At 66.6% G+C, this 17,801-nt stretch carries 14 protein-coding genes and 2 pseudogenes; 6 read left to right on the top strand and 10 right to left on the bottom strand.

Going from position 1 to position 17,801, the window contains the following annotated elements:
* Positions 1-2 precede the first annotated feature (2 nt).
* The 4 genes and pseudogenes from AUL36_RS12365 to AUL36_RS24640 form a co-directional block, all read left to right on the top strand.
* A complete protein-coding gene (locus AUL36_RS12365; protein WP_062221173.1) occupies positions 3-911 on the top strand; it encodes a metal ABC transporter permease in 909 nt (302 codons plus the stop codon).
* Positions 912-919: 8 nt separating this feature from the next.
* Positions 920-1,759: a metal ABC transporter permease gene (locus tag AUL36_RS12360; RefSeq protein WP_062221143.1), complete on the top strand. Its 840-nt coding sequence runs from the start codon at positions 920-922 to the stop codon at positions 1,757-1,759.
* A 351-nt stretch (positions 1,760-2,110) separates the two neighbouring features.
* Positions 2,111-2,806, top strand: a pseudogene (locus AUL36_RS24930) (hypothetical protein); the annotation flags it as partial.
* A 195-nt stretch (positions 2,807-3,001) separates the two neighbouring features.
* Positions 3,002-3,492, top strand: a pseudogene (locus tag AUL36_RS24640) (transposase zinc-binding domain-containing protein); the annotation flags it as partial.
* 216 nt (positions 3,493-3,708) lie between these two features.
* Here the strand turns inward: AUL36_RS24640 and AUL36_RS12345 are convergent.
* From AUL36_RS12345 to AUL36_RS12330, 4 genes are all read right to left on the bottom strand, one after another.
* Entirely contained in the window at positions 3,709-4,545 is an 837-nt protein-coding gene (locus AUL36_RS12345; protein ID WP_062221134.1) for a hypothetical protein, read from the bottom strand.
* 10 nt (positions 4,546-4,555) lie between these two features.
* Positions 4,556-5,404 carry a formyltetrahydrofolate deformylase gene (gene purU / locus AUL36_RS12340; RefSeq protein WP_062221131.1) on the bottom strand — a complete coding sequence of 283 codons (849 nt, stop codon included), beginning with the start codon at positions 5,402-5,404 and terminating at the stop codon, positions 4,556-4,558.
* A 206-nt stretch (positions 5,405-5,610) separates the two neighbouring features.
* The gene (locus AUL36_RS12335) at positions 5,611-7,008 is read right to left on the bottom strand and encodes an aminomethyltransferase family protein (protein WP_062221128.1); all 1,398 of its coding nucleotides are present in this window, start codon (positions 7,006-7,008) and stop codon (positions 5,611-5,613) included.
* Positions 7,009-7,133: 125 nt separating this feature from the next.
* Positions 7,134-8,327, bottom strand: a complete 1,194-nt coding sequence (locus AUL36_RS12330) for an ABC transporter substrate-binding protein (protein WP_062221125.1) — start codon at positions 8,325-8,327, stop codon at positions 7,134-7,136.
* A gap of 170 nt (positions 8,328-8,497) precedes the next feature.
* Between AUL36_RS12330 and AUL36_RS12325 the strand changes: the two genes are divergently transcribed.
* Positions 8,498-9,115 carry a TetR/AcrR family transcriptional regulator gene (locus AUL36_RS12325; RefSeq protein ID WP_062221122.1) on the top strand — a complete coding sequence of 206 codons (618 nt, stop codon included), beginning with the start codon at positions 8,498-8,500 and terminating at the stop codon, positions 9,113-9,115.
* A 19-nt stretch (positions 9,116-9,134) separates the two neighbouring features.
* On the opposite strand, the gene AUL36_RS12320 is transcribed toward AUL36_RS12325, so the two are convergent.
* From AUL36_RS12320 to AUL36_RS12295, 6 genes are all read right to left on the bottom strand, one after another.
* Complete coding sequence (locus tag AUL36_RS12320) at positions 9,135-9,836, bottom strand: ABC transporter ATP-binding protein (RefSeq protein WP_058600598.1); 702 nt, start codon at positions 9,834-9,836, stop codon at positions 9,135-9,137.
* Positions 9,837-10,586 carry an ABC transporter ATP-binding protein gene (locus tag AUL36_RS12315; protein WP_058600599.1) on the bottom strand — a complete coding sequence of 250 codons (750 nt, stop codon included), beginning with the start codon at positions 10,584-10,586 and terminating at the stop codon, positions 9,837-9,839. It lies immediately after the preceding gene.
* Complete coding sequence (locus AUL36_RS12310) at positions 10,583-11,581, bottom strand: branched-chain amino acid ABC transporter permease (RefSeq protein WP_082655798.1); 999 nt, start codon at positions 11,579-11,581, stop codon at positions 10,583-10,585. Before AUL36_RS12310 ends, AUL36_RS12315 begins: the two co-directional genes overlap by 4 nt.
* Positions 11,582-11,585: 4 nt before the next feature.
* Positions 11,586-12,506, bottom strand: coding sequence for a branched-chain amino acid ABC transporter permease (locus tag AUL36_RS12305; RefSeq protein ID WP_062221119.1), 921 nt, complete (start codon positions 12,504-12,506; stop codon positions 11,586-11,588).
* A 32-nt stretch (positions 12,507-12,538) separates the two neighbouring features.
* Complete coding sequence (locus AUL36_RS12300; protein ID WP_202814754.1) at positions 12,539-13,729, bottom strand: ABC transporter substrate-binding protein; 1,191 nt, start codon at positions 13,727-13,729, stop codon at positions 12,539-12,541.
* 432 nt (positions 13,730-14,161) lie between these two features.
* Positions 14,162-15,082 (bottom strand): transporter, encoded by a 921-nt coding sequence (locus tag AUL36_RS12295; protein ID WP_082655797.1) that lies wholly within the window; start codon positions 15,080-15,082, stop codon positions 14,162-14,164.
* Positions 15,083-15,491: 409 nt separating this feature from the next.
* Here AUL36_RS12295 and AUL36_RS12290 point away from each other — a divergent pair.
* Positions 15,492-17,801: AMP-binding protein (locus AUL36_RS12290; protein ID WP_062221113.1), on the top strand; the 2,310-nt coding region annotated here is incomplete at its 3' end.

The following is a 17,801-nucleotide window of genomic DNA, read 5'->3' as shown; positions in this document are numbered from 1 at the left end:
ACATGCCTGACCTCGTCTCCGCCATCCTCGAACCGGGGCTCCTCACCAGCGCTCCGGTGCGGACCGCCGCCGTGATCGGAGGAGCGGCAGCCGTCGTTTCGAGTGCGATCGGCGTCTTCACGGTCATCCGCGAACAGTCCTTCGCGGGCCATTCCCTGGCCGACGTCAGCAGCGCCGGCGGTGCCGCCGCGTTCCTCTTCGGCATCAATCCGCTGCTCGGCTTCCTCCTCATGGGCGTCGTCGCGGCGGTCAGCATGGAGGCGTTCCGCATCGACAGGGCGAGCGAGCGCGACCTCGTCACAGGCATCGTCACGGGAGCCGGGCTCGGCGTGTCCGCCCTTCTCCTTTTCTTGGTCGCGACCACGAAACATACGACCGCAGGCGCAACCGTCACCGTGATGTTCGGCTCGATGTTCGCGATCTCGCCAACGATCGTCCCCCTTGTCCTAACGGTCGGCGCGGGGGCGCTCCTCGGCATCGCACTGCTCTACAGGCCGCTCCTCCTGTGCTCGCTCGATCCAGACCTCGCGACTGTCTGCGGCGTACCCGTCCGCCTCGTCGGATTGGCGCATCTCGTCGTGCTGGCGCTGGCCGTCGCGCTTTCGGCCATCACGGTCGGCGCCATCCTGTCCACCGCGCTTCTGATCGGGCCGGCCGCCATCGCGCTGCGTTGGGCGAAGCGGCCCGGAACCGCGATCCTGTATGCTGCGGCCATCGGTCTGACGTCCACCTGGGCCGGCATCGTCATCGCCTATGACAGCTATGTCTGGACGGGTGGCCACGGCTGGCCCGTCAGCTTCTGCATCGTCTCCATCATCTTCGTCGTCTACCTGGCGGCCGCGATGGTCTCGCGCGACGGCGCAGGGCGGTCGCCGGGCACGGGGCAATCCCGAAAGGCCAGCGGAAGCTGAGGCAGCGCATGTTCGACGCCTACATGATCAACACCTGGTTGGGCGGTACTCTTGTCGCCGTCGTCGCCGGCGTCGTCGGCTTCTTCGTGGTGATCCGCGGTTCCTCCTTCGCGGCCCATGCGCTGCCGCTCAGCGCCTTTCCGGGCGCTGCGGCCGCAAGCCTTCTCGGCATCGACCCGTTGATCGGCCTTCTGGTGTTCTCGGCGCTCGGCATTCTCGGCATCAGCCAGCTGACGCGGCTCGGGCGCAGCGATATCGCTACCGCCCTGACACTCGCAATGCTGCTCGGCCTCGGCGCCCTTTTCCTGAGCCGCACGACGGAATATTTCCAGGCCATCTACGCGCTCCTGTTCGGCGAGATCCTGGGCATCAGCCTCGCGGCGCTCGGCACGGTCGCGGCGCTCGGCGCGGTCTGCCTTATCGCCGTGGCGGTGCTGTTCCGCCCCCTGCTGCTGAGCTCGGTCTCACCCGATCTGTGCGAAGCGCGTGGTGTGTCGGGCGCCTGGATGGAGATCGGCTTCCTGAGCATCGTCGGCCTCGCCACAACGATGGCGTTGCCGGTCGTCGGCGCCTTGCTGGTGTTCAGCCTCATGGTGGGGCCGGCCTCGGCCGCGCGCGCCTTTACGGATCATCCCGTCAAGGCCATGCTCTTGTCGGCAAGCCTGTCGGCTGGAACGGTTTGGATCGCCATCGCGCTCTCCTATCAATTCGACTTGCCGATCGGCTTCTTCGTCGGAGCGATCAGCGCCATCAGCTACGGTGTCGGCCGCCTCCGTGCGCGGCGCGCAGGCCGCTCTCCCGATCCGGGGCTCGTCTCTGTTCGGCGTGTCGAGATCGGGCGCTCCTGAGCAGATGTCTCGTCTTGGCCGCCGAGTGATCCCTTGGCTGTCGCGCTTCTCTTCGGGATCGCCCGGTGGGGCTTCCTCCGATCGGATCGGACTGAGCGAGGCAGCTCCATCTGTGACGCTCGCCTGTCGCGCGATCGGCACGATCGGCTCTAGGTCTCGTCTGCATTCAAGGGCTGCGGAACAGAAACGCGGCTGCTGGATCGGTTTGGGCGGGGTGTGCGAGTTCAAAGTCCGCACTGCGCCCTTCGCTGAGATCGGGAGCGTTGAGCACCGGACAGAACGACACCGATCCCGAACTGATCACCGAAATGCCGGGCGAACATCCTTGTGGTCCCGGCGAATATCGGCTCGATGCCCGACGTGACGCTCGGAAGAGGACGGATGGCGGTTTGGGGGGCTCTCGGCATGGAGCCCATGTCAACACACCTAACACGGCCGATGTCCCCTATCGGGAACGCACGATCCGAGTGGCAAGGTCTTAGAGACTGTTTCGAAAGTCCCCCGGTCGGCTCGCCGGGTCTTTCAGCCCCTCACTTCGTTGCCAATCCTCGCCGATGCCACCGGCATCGACTGCGTTTGGCGCCTCGTGGAGCGGCTGAAATCCCTCGCCGCCCCTCCGCCGGGGACTTCCGAAACAGCCTCTTAAAAAGGATCGGAAGCGCACGGACCGCCTTCGAGTGTCAGCCCCCTGGGTGGCGATCAGTCCGATGGACGGTTTGCCAACGGTCCCCTTTCCGTGAAGATCGGCGACGTCGATTCCACGCGGATGCTGCTGCGCGTCGAGCGCGGCAAGGGCGGGCGCGACCCCAACACCATGCTGTCCGCCGAACCGCTGGCTCTTCTGCGCGAATGGTGGATCGAGGGCCATCGGCAGGGCATCCTGCATCGCGAGGGATGGCTGTTCCCCGGTCTGAGCTGGGATCGGTCCCTTTCGGCGAATACACGCATTCGCCTGTCGGGCAAGGCATCTCCACCCACCCGCTTCACCGCATCGTCATCGAGGCGGCGCGGGCCGCCGAAATCCCCAAGCGCGTCGGGCCGCGCATGCTACGCCATTCCTTCGCCACGCACCTTTTCGACGACGGTGTCGACATCCGCGTCATCCAAGGTTCTGCTCGGTCACGCCGAGCTCCACACCACCGCGCTCCATGCCAAGGTCGGGTCCGCACGATGCGGGCTGTTGTCAGCTCCCTTGATCGCCATGCCCTGTTGCCTGCGAGGGACTGTCGCCTGGCTGAGGCGATGGTCGCCTCGATCGAGATCGCCGACATCCTGTGCGTTGCTGGCCCTGCGTTCCCGGCGAGCCGCGCCGGACGCCTGAGCTTGGCGGAGGTGAAGGTCAAGGTCGGCGGTCGAGACCCTTTGCCCGACAGGCGAATGCTGGCATTGGCCGAAAGGAGGCCGCTCCGCCGCGCTCGGCGGCCATCTGCGCGTCGCCCACAGCTCATGCCGCAGCTGGCACTGTCCCCGCTGCCAGGGCGCGGCGGCGGGGAACCGGCTGGCCGAGCGCCAAATCGACCTGCTGCCGGTCGGATACGTCCACGTCGTCTTCACGCTGCCCGCCGAGATCGCCGTCATCGCCTTCGAAGGCAATCGGGCTGTGAACAACTCCTTGTTCAGGGCGTCGGTGGGAGACCATGATGACGATGGCCGCCGATCCGAAGCATCTGCGCGCCCGCATCGGTCTCACCGCCGGCCTCCACACCTGGGGCTCGGCCACGACCGACCATCCGCTCGATGATCCTCGCGGTCTGCCCCGGCATGCCTATCAGACCAAAACCCAATAGCCCATCGGCCGACATCCCGCGGGTGCGTCCTTGCGCGACTTTCCTACGCCTCAATACGCGGTCGCCGCTAGGAGAGAGCGCACGACAGCGTGAACCGCACAGGACGCCCTTCTTTCAACCTCCTGCGATCGAGCGGGATATCGTCGGCTCCGCCCCGCCGTGTCACCACGATCCGCGTTCGCGCAGCCAATGTGCTGCGCCCGTCAGGCCGCCGAAGGCGAAGACGTGGATTTGCCGGATCGGGCCGTCCGGATGGGTTTGAACATGGCGCTCGACCGGCGCGACGACATCTTCGGGTGACTGCTGCGTCGCGAGCGCACCGAAGCTCAACGCGCGTTTGCGAAGGAAGCCCAACGAATTGCCGACGCCGCAGGCCATGGCATATTTCAGAAGCGTCGTGAGCTTCGCCGGCCCGGCCACGCCAAGATGGACCGGCAGATCGACGCCTTCGGCCGCGAGCCCCTGAGCCCAGGCGGCGAACGCTGGCCCATCGAAGCCGAATTGGGTGACGATCCGCATGCGCGCATCGGTTCTGGCTGCGAAATCGGCCTTGGCGCGGAGCGCGCGCATCGCGGCGTCGGCCGGAAAGCCCGAACTCGTCTCGGGGTGTCCGGCGACCGCGACATCGGTGTAGCCGAAGCGGTCGAGGAAGCCCGTCTCGAGGATGTCGAGCGCGGTGGCGAAGTCGCCGGCCGGCCGGTCGGGGCCACCGCCGATCACCAGCATCTCGCGCGCGCCGCCGCGCTCGGCCAGCGCCCCGATGCGCGCCTGGACGGCGGCGCGCGACCCGGCGCGGCGCGCGGCGAGATGGGGCACGGCGACATAGCCGAGATCGGCGAGCCGCCGCACGGCGCGCACGAGGGTCTCGTCCCCGTCCGATCCGAGATCGGTGACGTAGACGCGTGTCGCCGTCGGAAAAAGGCCGGGCAGGTCGGGCGACTCGATCGCCTGCTTCGGACTGACCTCGATGGAGGCGGCGAGGGGAGCGGGGGCCATCATCGGACGAATCTCAGCCGAACACGACGGTCTTGCCGCCGTTGATCATCACGCGGTCCTGGAGATGGAGCGCGACGGCGCGTCCGAGGACGCGGCGTTCGATGTCGCGACCCTTGCGGATGAGGTCATCGGGCGTGTCGGCATGGGTCACGGGCTCCACGTCCTGCGCGATGATCGGACCTTCGTCGAGATCGGAGGTGACATAATGCGCCGTGGCGCCGATCAGCTTCACGCCGCGCTCGTGCGCCTGGTGATAGGGCCGGGCGCCCTTGAAGCTCGGAAGGAAGGAGTGGTGGATGTTGATGCACCGCCCCGACAGATAGCGCGAAAGGTCGTCGGACAGGATCTGCATGTAGCGCGCGAGCACCGTGAGCTCGGCGCCGCTCGACTCGATGAGATCGACGATCGACTGCTCCTGCCGCGCCTTGGTGGCGGGCGTGACCGGCAGGTGATGATAGGGCACGCCATCGGGCAGTTCGGTCTTCAGAAGCTCGCGAGGATGGTTCGAGACCACGCCGACGCACTCCATGTTCAACTCGCCGAGCTTCATGCGGTAGAGGAGGTCGACGAGGCAATGGTCGAAGCCCGAGACGGCGAGGAGCACCTTGCGCTTCTCGTCGGCCGGTCGCAGCGTCCAGTCGAGGTCGAAGGCTTCAGCGGGTTGGGCGAAGGCGGCGCGGAAGGCGGCGAGCCGCTCCTCCGGCAGCTGGAAGCGGATGCGCATGAAGAAGGAGCCGGTGCGCGCATCGTCGAACTGCGCGGCCTCGGCGATATCTCCGCCTTGCGAGGCGATGGCGCCGGCGACGGCCGCCACGATTCCGAGGCGGTTCCGACAGCGGAGCGCGAGACTGTAAGAGAGCATCTTGTCTCCTCGAATTGGAGCGATCGGGCGCGCGGGCGCCCTTGGCCCAGCCGCCGGTGCGGCTGGACGTTGCGGGTCGCAGCGGAATGGGGGCGGGAAGGCGTGAGCCCGCGGCGAGCCGGCCGAGACATCGGGCAAGGACGGACGGTTGCGGGCTCGCCGGGCCGGGCCGTCGCAGCCCGGCCGCGGAAGGGCGCCTTTGTCCCTCAGATCACGGCGCGCAGCTTCGCCTGCGCGGCCTTCGAGAAGGGCGCGGTATGGACCGTCGCCCGGATCGTCGTCTGCTGGTGGCGTTCCACATGCGGCTTGCGCGAGCCGCCCTTGATCTCGCCCCAGGTGAGGACGACCTCGGTGCCGGGCTCCGCATAGGCCTCGTCGATGCCGCAGAGCGACAGGAACTCGCGCTCGTTGATGTTGTAGCCGCAATATTGGGACATGCCGACGAGCGCGCCGTCTTTGGAGCGCACCTCGTCGGCCTGCGGCCAGCCGAAATAGGCCGTGGGCATGTCGAGCGCCTTGTAGATCGGGCCGTCGCCCAGCTGCGACGCCATGATCTTGTTGATGTCCTCATGGTGCCAGCGAAGGACGCGCTTGACGCGTTTGGGACCCGCGAACTGCGACTCGATCGCCTCGCGGCCGATGAAGTCGTGATCGAACTTCACCAGTTTCTCGTAGCCGAGCGCCGAAGGCGTCCAGTAGTAGTCCTCGACATTTTCGCTGTAGAGGCTGCCGCCGAGCTGCATGTTCGCCTCCCAGCTGTCGGCGGGCAGCCACTCGCGATAGGCGCGCAGATCTTCGCCGGTGTAGATGCCGGGCAGCGGGTAGGGAATCCAACCGTCCTCCAGCGGAGTGGAGTAGTAGGTGCGCGTACCGGCCTGCAGCAGCCCGTGCCGCTCGCCCGCCTGGAGGATGGCGTCGCGCACCGTGTCCATGTCGGCGAAGGGACCGGAAATCTCGGCGCCCGCGTGACCGGCCATGCCGTGGCGCAGCACGTGAACCCGGCATCCCGCGATGGTCACGTAGGTCGTGTTGAAGAACTTCAGCTCCGGCCAGCCGCCTTCGCAGATTTCGTCGAGAATGGCGCGCGCGTTCGGTCCCTCGAGCTGGAAACGGTACTTGGTCCGCTTGCCGTCCTTGGCGTAGGGCGTCGTCGGATCGAAGGTGAAGTGGACGTCGTAACCCTGGGTCTCGCCGTTGTAGCGGACCCAATTGAGCAGGGGCATGCCGGAGATCAGCTCGAAGCCCTCGTCCGCGCCGTAGTAGTTAAGGATGCAGTCGCCGATGTGGTGGCCGCGCGGCGTGCAGGCGAAATACTGCTTGGCGCGGTTCGTCGACAGATTCGAGAAGGTGCAGGGCGAGAGGTATTCGAGAAGCTTCTTCGCATCCGGCCCCTTCACGTAGAGAACCGGCATGTGGTGAGACTGGTTGAAAAGGACGGCCGTCTCGCGCCATGCGCGCTGCTCCTCGCGCCAGGTCGTGTATTCCGGCGCGATGAGCGTGGCGAACAGGCTCGTTCGCGACTTGTGATACTGCGAGATCGTATCGTTGTAGAGATACTCGACGAAGTTCGACTTGGAATCGATCAGGTCCTGGAGCGAAGTCATCTCTCGTGTCCATTCGGGTTCGTGTGGGATCGGGGCGCGCGCCATCGCTCCCACACGCTCGTGGGTTCGTGATGCGCAGGCATTGCGAAAGGGGCGGCCCCTCTAGTGGCCGGCCCCGGGCCGGTTCAGTCGGCTGCGGCCATCTTGCAGGCCGAGGCATAGGGGTCGGCGGCCCGTTCCAGCGCCAGGTGGGGCGATCCCATCTGCCACTTGCCGTCCGGACCCGCGACGACTTCCAGCGCGTAGTAATTGTCGAGCGGCATGTGGTTGGGACCGAAGACGACCTGGCCGCGCACCGAGTCGAACTGGGCCGCCTCCAGCGCCTTGCGCAGGCCCGCCTTGTCGTCGAGCTTGCCGCCCACCGCCTCGACGGCCGACTTGATGAGCGAGACGGCGTCGTAGGCGGCGGCCGCGTAGTTCGAAGGGTCCCGGCCGTAGGTCTTGCGGAAGTCGTCCACGAAGGTGCGGTTGGCCGGCGTATCGAGGTCGGGATACCAGTAGTCGGTGAGGACCGAGCCGAGCGCGCCGGTGGCGTTGCCCTTCTGGAGCGCGGGCAGGGCGATCTGGTCCAGCGTGTAGACGGTGTAGAGCTTGACCTTGTCCTTGAGGCCCGACTGCTCGAACTGGGTCATGAAGGCGGCCGAGCGGCCCGGGTAGAAGGCGAAGAGCCCGTCGGCGCCCGAGGCCGCGACCTTGGAGAACTCGGCCGAGAAGTCCAGCTGCGGGTCGCTCCCCCATTTGGTGAAGTCCTGGCCGACGATCTCGCCCTTGAAGGTGGAGGCGAAGCCTTTCACCACGTCCTGGCCCGCCGCGTAGTTGGGGGCCATCGTGTAGATCTTCTTCACCCCTCGCCGGTTGAGCTCCTCGCCGAGCGCCATCGACATCACGTCGCCTTGGCCGCGCATGGCATAGAAATTCGGATTGCAGAGCTTGCCCGCCAGATCGGAGGGCGCGGCGTTGGTGCTGATCAGGATCGTGCCCGAATCGAGCGCGCTCTTTCGCGACGCGAGGAGCACGTTCGACCAGATGTAACCTGTCAGGAAGTCGACCTTGTCCTGGCGCACCAGCTTCTCGGTCTTCTGTCGCCCGACATCGGGACTGAGCGCGTCGTCTTCGACGACCAGCTCGACCGGGCGCCCCGCCATGGCGCCCCCGGCATGCTGCAGCGACAGGCGGACGGCATCCTCGACGTCGCGCCCGATGATGGCGGCGGGCGTCGTCTGCGTGGTGATGAGGCCGATGCGGATCGGCTCCTGCGCGTGGGCGGTGGTCGATAGGCACGACAGAAGGGCCAAGCCCAGTATGCATCTCGCTTTCATTGATTTCCTCCCCGCCGGCTCCTCCTCCGGCAGCTATAAACAAACAGATCAACCGGTATGTTTCAATGAAAACTTTGCCGGCCGTGTGGGATTCCTCGTATGAGTGGGCCTTCGGGGAAGGGGGTCGTTCCGTCCTGCCCCGGACGGATCGACCACAACGAGGAAGCCGGATGACGACGACGGGAAAGAAACGCCGCACACAGGCGGAACGCAGCGCCGAGACGCGCGAGAAGATCCTGCAGGCGACAATCGACATCCTGTTCGAACGCGGCCATGCGCGGCTGACGACGGCGCTGGTGGACGAGCGGGCGGGCGTCTCCAGCGGCGCGCGGGTGCACCATTTCCCGTCGAAGATCGATCTCGTCGTGGCCGCCACGGAACAGACCTATGCGCGGGCGAAGGATATCGGCCGCCAGCGCGCGGAAACGGCGCGCAGCTCTGCGAACCCTCTACGGGAGTACGCGAGCGACTGCGCGTCGGTCTATTTCGACTGGCCCTTCGTCGCGGCCCTCGAAGTGGTGGTCACGGCTCGCACCGACGACGAGTTGATGGCGCGTCTCGCCCCGGTGCTCGACGATTTTCATCGCGAGATGAAGACCACCTGGACCCGTTCGCTGGTGGAGGCCGGATACGACGCGGCGGTGGCCGACGCGGAACTGACGCTGACGCTGAACCTCATCCGGGGCATGGCGGTCAACCGGATCTGGCAACGGGACGACGCGACCTATATCGCGATCCTCGACCGGTGGTGCGTCGAGCGGGCCGGGCACATCCGACACAGGCCCTGACGGCCATGCGGCCGGCCGCTCAGACGCTGAGATAGGCCTTGACGACCGCCTCCTCGGCGCGCACGCGCGAGGGTGCTCCCGACCAGACGGTCCGCCCCTTCTCCACGACGAAGAAACGGTCCGCGACCTCCAGCAGGCGTTGGATGTGCTTGTCGATCACCACGATCGACTGGCCGAGCTGGCGCAACCGCCCGATGCAGGCCCAGATCTGGTCGCGGATCACCGGGGCGAGGCCCTCCGTCGCCTCGTCGAGGATCAGGAGGCGCGGATTGGTCATCAACGCGCGGCCGATGGCCAGCATCTGCTGCTCGCCGCCCGACAGGAGATTGGCATAGGAACCGTTGCGCTCGTGGAGGCCTGGGAAGAGTTCGTAGACGCGGTCCACCGTCCAGGGCTGCGCCTCGCCCCGCCGGTTGGCGGCGACGACGAGGAGGTTCTCGTGCACGGTGAGGTTGGAGAAGACCTGCCGACCCTCGGGGACGAGGCCGAGCCCCTGCCGTGCCACGCGCGCCGCCGAAAGACCCGTGAGCCGGCGCCCCTCGAACTCCACCGCGCCGTCCCATGCCGGCAGGAGGCCCATGAGGGCCCGAACCGTCGTGGTCTTGCCCATGCCGTTGCGGCCCATGAGGCAGACGACCTCGCCGGGGCCGACCTCGAAGCTGATGTCGAAGAGGATCTGGCTGCGATCGTAGCCGCTCGTGAGGTTCTTGACCCGCAGCATTCAGGCGTCCTCTCCAAGGTAAGCTTCGCGCACGCGCCCGTCGGCGCGGATTTCGGCCGGCGTTCCGACGGCCACGACCTCGCCGCGCACCAGCACGGTCAGCCGATCGGCCAGTTCGAACACGGCTTCCATGTCGTGCTCCACGAGAAGCACGGTGGTTCTGCCCTTGAGCTGCGAGAGGAAGCGCGTCATCGCGCGGCTTTCCTCCGAGCCGAGACCGGCCATCGGCTCGTCGAGAAGGATGAGCGTCGGATCGCCGACGAGCGCGACGGCGAGTTCCAGAAGGCGCTGCTCGCCGTGGCTCATGTCCGCCACGCGACGGGGCATGTGTTCCCGTCCCATGCCGATGCGGGCCAGCGCCCGGGCCGCCTCGTCCTGAAGGTCGGCGTTGCGGTCGATCCGGCGCCAGAAGCGGAAGGCCCGCTCCCGGCGCGCGAGAAGCGCAAGACAGACGTTCTCGCCGACCGTGACGTCGCGGACCAGCGTGGTGATCTGGAAGGAGCGGGCCATGCCGAGCCCGGCGCGCTCGTGGACCGGCCGGTGCGTGACGTCGCGCCCGTTCACCAGCACCGTCCCGGACGTCGGCGAGACCTCGCCGAAGAGCTGGGCGATGAGCGTCGTCTTGCCGGCGCCGTTCGGGCCGATGACGGCATGCATCTCGCCGCGCGGCAGAGCCATCGACACGTTGCGCGTCGCGTGGAGGCCGCCGAAATACTTGTTGAGGTCGCGGACTTCCAGAGCGTGCGTCATGCGCGTCGTCCGATCAGGAGGCCGACAAGGCCGTTGCGGGCGAAAAGGACGATGGCGATCAGGAACAGGCCGAACCAGAAGTGCCAGTAGACCGTGAGCGCGCCCATCCACTCCTCGATCAGAAGGAAGACGAGGGCACCGACGAGCGGGCCCGAGATCGTGGCGACCCCGCCGACGATGACGATGAAGATCAGCTCGCCGGACGCGGTCCAGCTCATCGCGGCCGGCGTGACGAAGCTCGTGAAGTTCGCGTCGAGGAAGCCGGCGAGCCCGCAGAGCATTCCGGCCGCGACATAGGCCGCCAGCCGGTAGCGCACGGGATCGAAGCCCACCGCCTGTACGCGGCGCTCGTTGCCCTTCGCGGCCTTCAGCAGGAGGCCGAAGTCGGAGCGGCGCAGTCGCGAAAAACCGAGCATCGCGGCGGCGAGCACGACGAGCACGGCATAGTAGAGCTGCGTCTTGTCGCCGAGGTCGAGCGGACCGAAGAGGCTGGAATAGTTGATGGTCAGCCCGTCGTCGCCGCCATACTGGCGCAGGCCGAAGACGGTGAAATAGACCATCTGCGCGAAGGCCAGCGTGATCATGATGAAATGCACGCCCCGCGTGCGCAGCGCGATGAGGCCGGTAACGAGCGCGAAGAGCGCGCAGGCGCAAAGCGCGACGGCGAGCTGGACGAAGCCGTTGTCGATGTCGGCGTCCGCCAACATGCCGACGGCATAGCCGCCGATTCCAAGAAACACGGCGTGGCCGAGGCTGACGAGGCCGCCCAGCCCGATCAGGGCGTTGAGGCTGAGCGCCGCGATGGCGAGGATCATGGCGCGCAGCGCGACGTCGGTCCAGAAGTCGTGCCCGAGCATCGAGAGGACGAAGGGCGCGGCGGCGAGCGCCGCGATCAGGACGAGGGCGAGGGCAAAGTCGGGATCGACGCTCGGACCGCGGACCGCCAAGGGGCGGGCGACCGGCCCCGACGGGCTCCCTGTGGAAAGATCGGTCATCGGATCACCTGTTGGCGGGCGGGAACAAACCCGACGGGCGGAAGATCAGGACGAGCGTCATCGAAAGATAGATGAGGATCGAGGCGAGCGAGGGTCCCGCCGAGGAGGCCACGGACGGCGAGAAGACCACGCCGAGGATCGAGGGCAGGTAGGCTCTGCCGAGCGTGTCGATCAGCCCGACGCCGATGGCCGCCACGAAGGCTCCGAAGATCGAACCGATGCCGCCGATGATGATGACCACCAGCGCCAGGATGACGATCTGGTTGCCCATGCCGATGGAGGCGCCGGTGATCGGCGCGACCATGATGCCGGCGATCCCGGCCAGCACCGCACCGATGGCGAAGACCAGCGCGAAGACCATCCGCGTCTCGATGCCGAGCGCGCGCGCCATTTCCTCGTTGGAAGCCGAGGCGCGCACCATCATGCCGACGCGGGTGCGCGCGATGACCTGCCAGAGCGCCAGCGCCACGAGCGCGGCCACCACCACGATGAAGAGCCGGTAGGTCGGCAGCGTGATGCCGCCGAGCGCGATCTGGCCGCCGAGCCAGGCCGGCAGCGGCACCGACAGGCTCTGCGGACCCCACAGATACTTCACCGCCGTGTCGGCGCACAGGACCATGCCGAAGGTGACGAGCACGTGGTCGAGATGGTCGCGCTTGTAGAAGTGGCGCACGAGCAGCCATTCGGCGGCAAGGCCCATGACGAGCGTGACGGGCAACGCCACGAGGAAGCCGAGCAGGAACGAGTCCAGCGCGACGGCGACGGTGGCGCAGATATAGGCGCCGACCATGTAGAAGACGCCGTGCGCCAGATTGATGAAGTCCATGATCCCGAAGACGAGCGACAGACCCGCCGCGAGAAGGAACAGGATCAGCCCGAGCTGGACCCCGTTCAGAAGCTGATTGACGAAGAGGACCGTATCCATCGCCTATCGCCTTTCCGTGCGCGCGCAGGCCATCACTTCTCGTTCCGGCAGGCGTCGACATAGGGATCGACAAGCTGCTTCAGCTCGACCCCGTCGGATTTGAGAGTCCAGGCACCGCTCGCATCCGCAGCGATCGTCAGGCCGCGATAGTTGTCGATGGGGAAATGGTTGCGCGCGAGTTCGTAGCGGCCGCGCACGGAATCGTAGTCGGCCGCGATCAGGGCCTTGCGAACGGCATCGCGGTTCTTGATGTCGCCGCCCGACTGTTCCACCGCGGCCTTGAGATAGGGGATGAGATCGTAGGCCGCGGCGGCGTAGTTGGAGGGAAGCCGGCCGTAGCGCTTCTGGAAGTCCTCGACGAAGCGTCGATTGGCGGGCGTGTCGATGTCGGGCGACCAGTAGTCCGCCGTGGACGAGCCCAGGACGACATCGACGCCGGCCTTCTGGAGCTGGGGCAGGACGATCTGGTCCAGAGTGTAGACGCTGTAGAGCTTGACCTTGTCCTTCAGCCCGGCCTGTTCGAACTGGCGGGCGAAGGTGGCCGCACGGCCGGGATAGAAGGCGAAAAGCGCGTCGGCGCCGGACGCCGCCACCTTGGCCAGCTCCGCCGAGAAGTCGAGTTGGGGGTCGTCGCCCCATTTGGTGAAGTCGCGGCCGACCACCTCGCCGCCGAACGTTCTCTCGACGCCCTTGACCATGTCGATGCCCGCCGCGTAGTTCGGCGCAAGCACATAGAGCTTCTTGCGCTTCTGCTCGTTCATGACCTTTCCGAGCGCCATGGGAACCATGTCGTTCTGGCCGCGAAGCGAAAAGAAATCGGGGTTGCACAGCTTCCCCGCCATGTCCGAAGGGCCGGCATTGGTGCTGATGAGGAAGGCGTCGGAATCGAGCACCGTCTTGCGCGCGGCCATCAGGACGTTCGACCAGATGAATCCGGCGACGACATCGACCTTCTCCTGGCGCACCAGCTTTTCCGCCTTCTGCCGGCCAAGGTCCGGCTGGAGACCGTCGTCCTCGTAGATGACCTCGATCGGGTGGCCGGCGATCGTGCCACCGGCGTGGTCGACCGCGAGCTTCACGGCGTCGACCATGTCGTTGCCGATGGCGGCTGCTGGCGTCGTCAGCGTCGTGATGAAGCCGATGCGGATCGGTTCCTCGGCGAAGGCCGCCGACGTCATCCATGTCGCGAGTACCGCGCCGAGAGCGGCCATCTTCGGGTTCATGCTGTTCCTCCCAAGGCGTGGCGTCGCGGCGGTCGGGCCGCGCGATTGGATGTCGAGCGCCGCGGCAAGCGGACACAGAACTGGCGGGGCGTGAGGGTGATCGGTCTGGGGATCAGGCGGCCGCGAGGAAAGCGACGAACGCTTGCACTGCCGAGCGTCGAGGCCGGGTTCGACGACACACCTGTCGCGTCACGGCCAACGGCTTCGAATGCACTGAATAGGCGCAACGCCTATCGTCCAGGGCTGCGATCCGCCGCATACGCGCCTCCCAACGCTTTTGCCGAACCGAAGCTTACCGAGTATTCCGCTCGAAGCAATAGGTTTTATGATGTGAAATTTCAGGCGCCGAGCCCGGTGTCCGGGAACGGGGTGGGCAGGATCGCGCGTCCGGACGGCCCGCGCGGCCGGACGCGCCTTGCAGGGTTTCGGGTATTAGAAGACGGTCAGCAGTCGGATCTGGGCGACGAGGTCCTGCTTGAAGCCGCCTTCGGCGTGGATATCCGTTCCGATCATGCCTTGGATCTGCACGGTCGGCGTGACGAACGTATTGGCGAAGAGCCGGAGCTGGTCGGAGCGCGTCTGCAGCCCAGTTGCCCGATCGTTGACGAACGAGTCCCCGCCGAACGTGCCGGAATAGCCGAAGGAGACGGAGGTCGCCTGACTGACCTGATAGCGCAGGTAGGCCTGGAGTTGGAACGAGGGATCCTGCGATACGGTCAGGTTGCCGGCCTCTTCGCTGTCGCGGCGGAAGGCGACGTCGGCGGCGCCGTCGAAGAAGAATCCATGCCCGAGACCTTGGATCAGACCGACCTGCGGGGTCGCGGTCCAGGCGCCGGACCCGATGCTGATGCGTCCGAAGTCGTGGTGGCCGGTCGGCATGGTCACGAAGGCGCTGAGACCGACGGTCGTGGCGAACTCACCGGCGCCGGTGTTGATGGGATAGATGGTGAATCCGGTCGTGACGTCGCCGAACCCTTCGGCCGTCGGCTGCTCGACGCCGCCGATACGGGCTTCGGGAAAACCGCCGAAGGGAAGGATGAGGTGGAGCGCGATAGGAACGCCGCCGACCTCGGTGAAGTGCAGTCCGCGCAGGATACCGACGGCCGTCTTCAACTCGGACGCGGGGACATCGCCCGGCCCGATCACATGCAGGCTGTCGGCACTCGTGTATTGGAAGTAGAGCGCGCCGAGCGACGTGCCGGCCGGTAGCACCGCATAATCGCCGGGCGCGATGTCGATGGCCCGTGCGGCGCTCGGCGACAAGGCGACCCCGGCCGCCGCGAGCATCCTGAAGATGGAACCCAGGCCCACACGCTTCCCATGCTCGGCCCTCGCCGTCGAAGTCTGCCTCATGATGCTGTCTCCCGTGTGAATGGAAATGGGCCGCGAACGCCCATGGCGCGGCACCCTTTGACGGGCGCGGTGTCGATGCGGCGGCATTCGGTGCTGATGCGTGGGGCGAGACGACGGATTCCCCCCCACGCCTCTCCCGGCCGAAATCCTACATTCAATTCCCTCACAAGCAATAATTTTCACACAGTGATACTTGAGGTTATGGCGCGTTGAGCTTCAGCAAACCGGGCTATGTTGGGATGACGTCGATGCTTCCGACCTTCACGGGTGAATGCAGGTCATGATGCAAACCCTTCGTTCTCCTCCGACGCGCAGGCAACTCAGGCGTAATTTTTCACAGAGATAAATATGTTGCACTGAGTAGAATAATAGGGGATGAAAGAGCAGGGAGATAATTTGGGAGGTTGGGATGTCCGCTGTTCGTTCGGTCGACATCATCGGAGCGGGCCCGGCTGGGCTCTACACGGCGATCCTGTTGCGCCGCCTCGTGCCTGCGGCGCGCGTGCGGGTCTTCGAGCAGAACCCCGAAGGCGCGACGTTCGGCTTCGGCGTCGTGTTTTCAGACCAGGCGCTCGATTTCCTGAAGGCGGACGACCCGGAGACCTTCGATCTCGTCGTGCCGCGCATGGAGCGTTGGCGGAACATGACGCTGGCGCATCCCGGCGGAGAGGTGACCCTCGACGGAATCGGCTTCGCCGCCGTCGGACGGCTGGAACTGATCGAAATCCTACGCGCCCGGGCTGAGGAACTGGGCGTCGAGCTGCGGTTCTCGCATGCCGTCGCCTCGCTGGACGAACTCGACGCGGAGCTGATCGTCGGAGCCGACGGGCTGAACTCCCTCGTCCGGCGCGCGCTGCCCGACGCCTTCGCGCCCGAACTCGACCACTTCACCAATCATTTCGCCTGGTTCGGTGCCGATTGCGCCTTCGACACGCTGACGCAGACGTTCGTGCGGACCGAGAAGGGCGCGCTGAACGCCCATCACTACCGCTTCGCGCCCGATCGCAGCACCTTCATCGTCGAATGCGATGACGCCACCTTCGAGGCGTATGGCTTCGCCTCGCTGAGCGAAGGCGAGAGCGCCGAGCTCTGCGCCGAAATCTTCGCCGAGACGTTGGACGGCGCGCGGCTCATCACCAACAAGTCCGTCTGGCGGCGCTTCCCCAAGCTCTGGTGCGGGGCCTGGGCATCCGGGCGGCACGCCATCCTGGGTGATGCCGCGCACACCGCGCATTTTTCCATCGGCTCGGGCACCCGTCTCGCCCTAGAGGATGCGATCGCGCTTGTCGGCGCGCTGGCCCGCCATGACGACCTCGACGCCGCGCTGGCGGACTATCAGGCCGTTCGGATGCCGATCGCCCGCAAGATCGTCGATGCCGCCAACACATCCGCCACTTGGTACGAGCACTTCGCCCAGAAGCTGGCGTTGCCTCCGCTCGACTTCGCCTTCGACTACGTCACGCGGTCGGGCCGCATCGACATCGAGCGGCTGCGCGCCCTGTCGCCGAAATTCATCGAGGCCTGGGAGAACCGGCCCGCCGCCGCTCCGATCCGCGACCCGGTGCCGGTGCGCACCTCGGCCTGCGAGGAGATCGGCTACGACAAGACGCGCCATCCCAACTGCTCGGCCATCCTGTGGGACAACCTTGCCCGAAACCCGGAGAAGACCGCGCTTGTCGGACCCGGCGGGAGCTTCACCTATCGGGAGCTGATCGCCGAAGCCGCCCGTTGGGGCCGGGCCTTTCAGGGCACCGGTCTGAGGCGCGGCGAGCGGATCCCGTTCTTCCTCGACGACACGCCGGTCTACCCGGCCGCCTTCTTCGGCGCGGTGCGTGCCGGCTTCGTGCCGGTGCTTCTGAACACCCAGACAAACCAGGACACGCTCAACTTCTTCCTGAAGGACACGGGCGCGCGGATCGCGCTCTGCGAAGCCTCGCTCGCCGCCCAGTTCGGTCCCGATGGGCTCGAGGGGACCGCCGTCGAACGGGTGGTGATCGTCAACGGTGCCCCGGCTCATGCCGGACATGAGAGCGCCGAGGGCTTCCTCGCCGGCATGGAGACGGTTCTCGACTGCGCCGACACCGGGCCGGACGACATGGCCTTCTGGATGTATTCCTCGGGCTCGACGGGCCGACCCAAAGGCATCGTCCACCTCCACCACGACATGGCCTACACCGACGCTTCGTTCGGGCGGCATGTCCTGAAGCTGCAGCCAGACGACATCTGCTTCTCCGTGCCGAAGATCTATTTCGCCTACGGCTTCGGCAACGCCTTCACCTTCCCGTTCTCGATCGGCGCGACGACGCTCCTGATGCCGGGCCAGCCCCGCGCCGACGCAGTGCTCGATACGATCGAAGCCTTCCGTCCCACGGTCCTCTTCGGCCTGCCGACGCTCTACACCGCGCTGGCCCGCGCCCCCGGCGTCGAGAACCGGGACCTCTCGTCCCTCCGGCAGTCGATGTCGGCGGCCGAAGTTCTTTCCGACGACATCTACGCCGCGTGGAAGCGGCTGGCCGGGCACGGGCCGACCGAGGGGCTCGGCTCGACGGAGATGTTGCACATCTATCTCTCCAACAGCCTGGACGACCATCGCATCGGCGCGGCGGGCGCACGCGTGCCGGGTTACGAGATCAAGCTGGAAACGCCCGATGGCGGTCCCGTCGCCCCCGGCGAGGAGGGCGTGATGTTCGTGCGCGGCCATTCCTCGGCCCCCACGTAC

It is taken from the genome of Aureimonas sp. D3, from assembly GCF_001463805.1.
Classification (GTDB): Bacteria; Pseudomonadota; Alphaproteobacteria; order Rhizobiales; family Rhizobiaceae; genus Aureimonas; species Aureimonas ureilytica_A.
The sequence above is the reverse complement of the archived record's forward strand: the minus strand, read 5'-3'. Positions and strand labels throughout refer to the sequence as shown.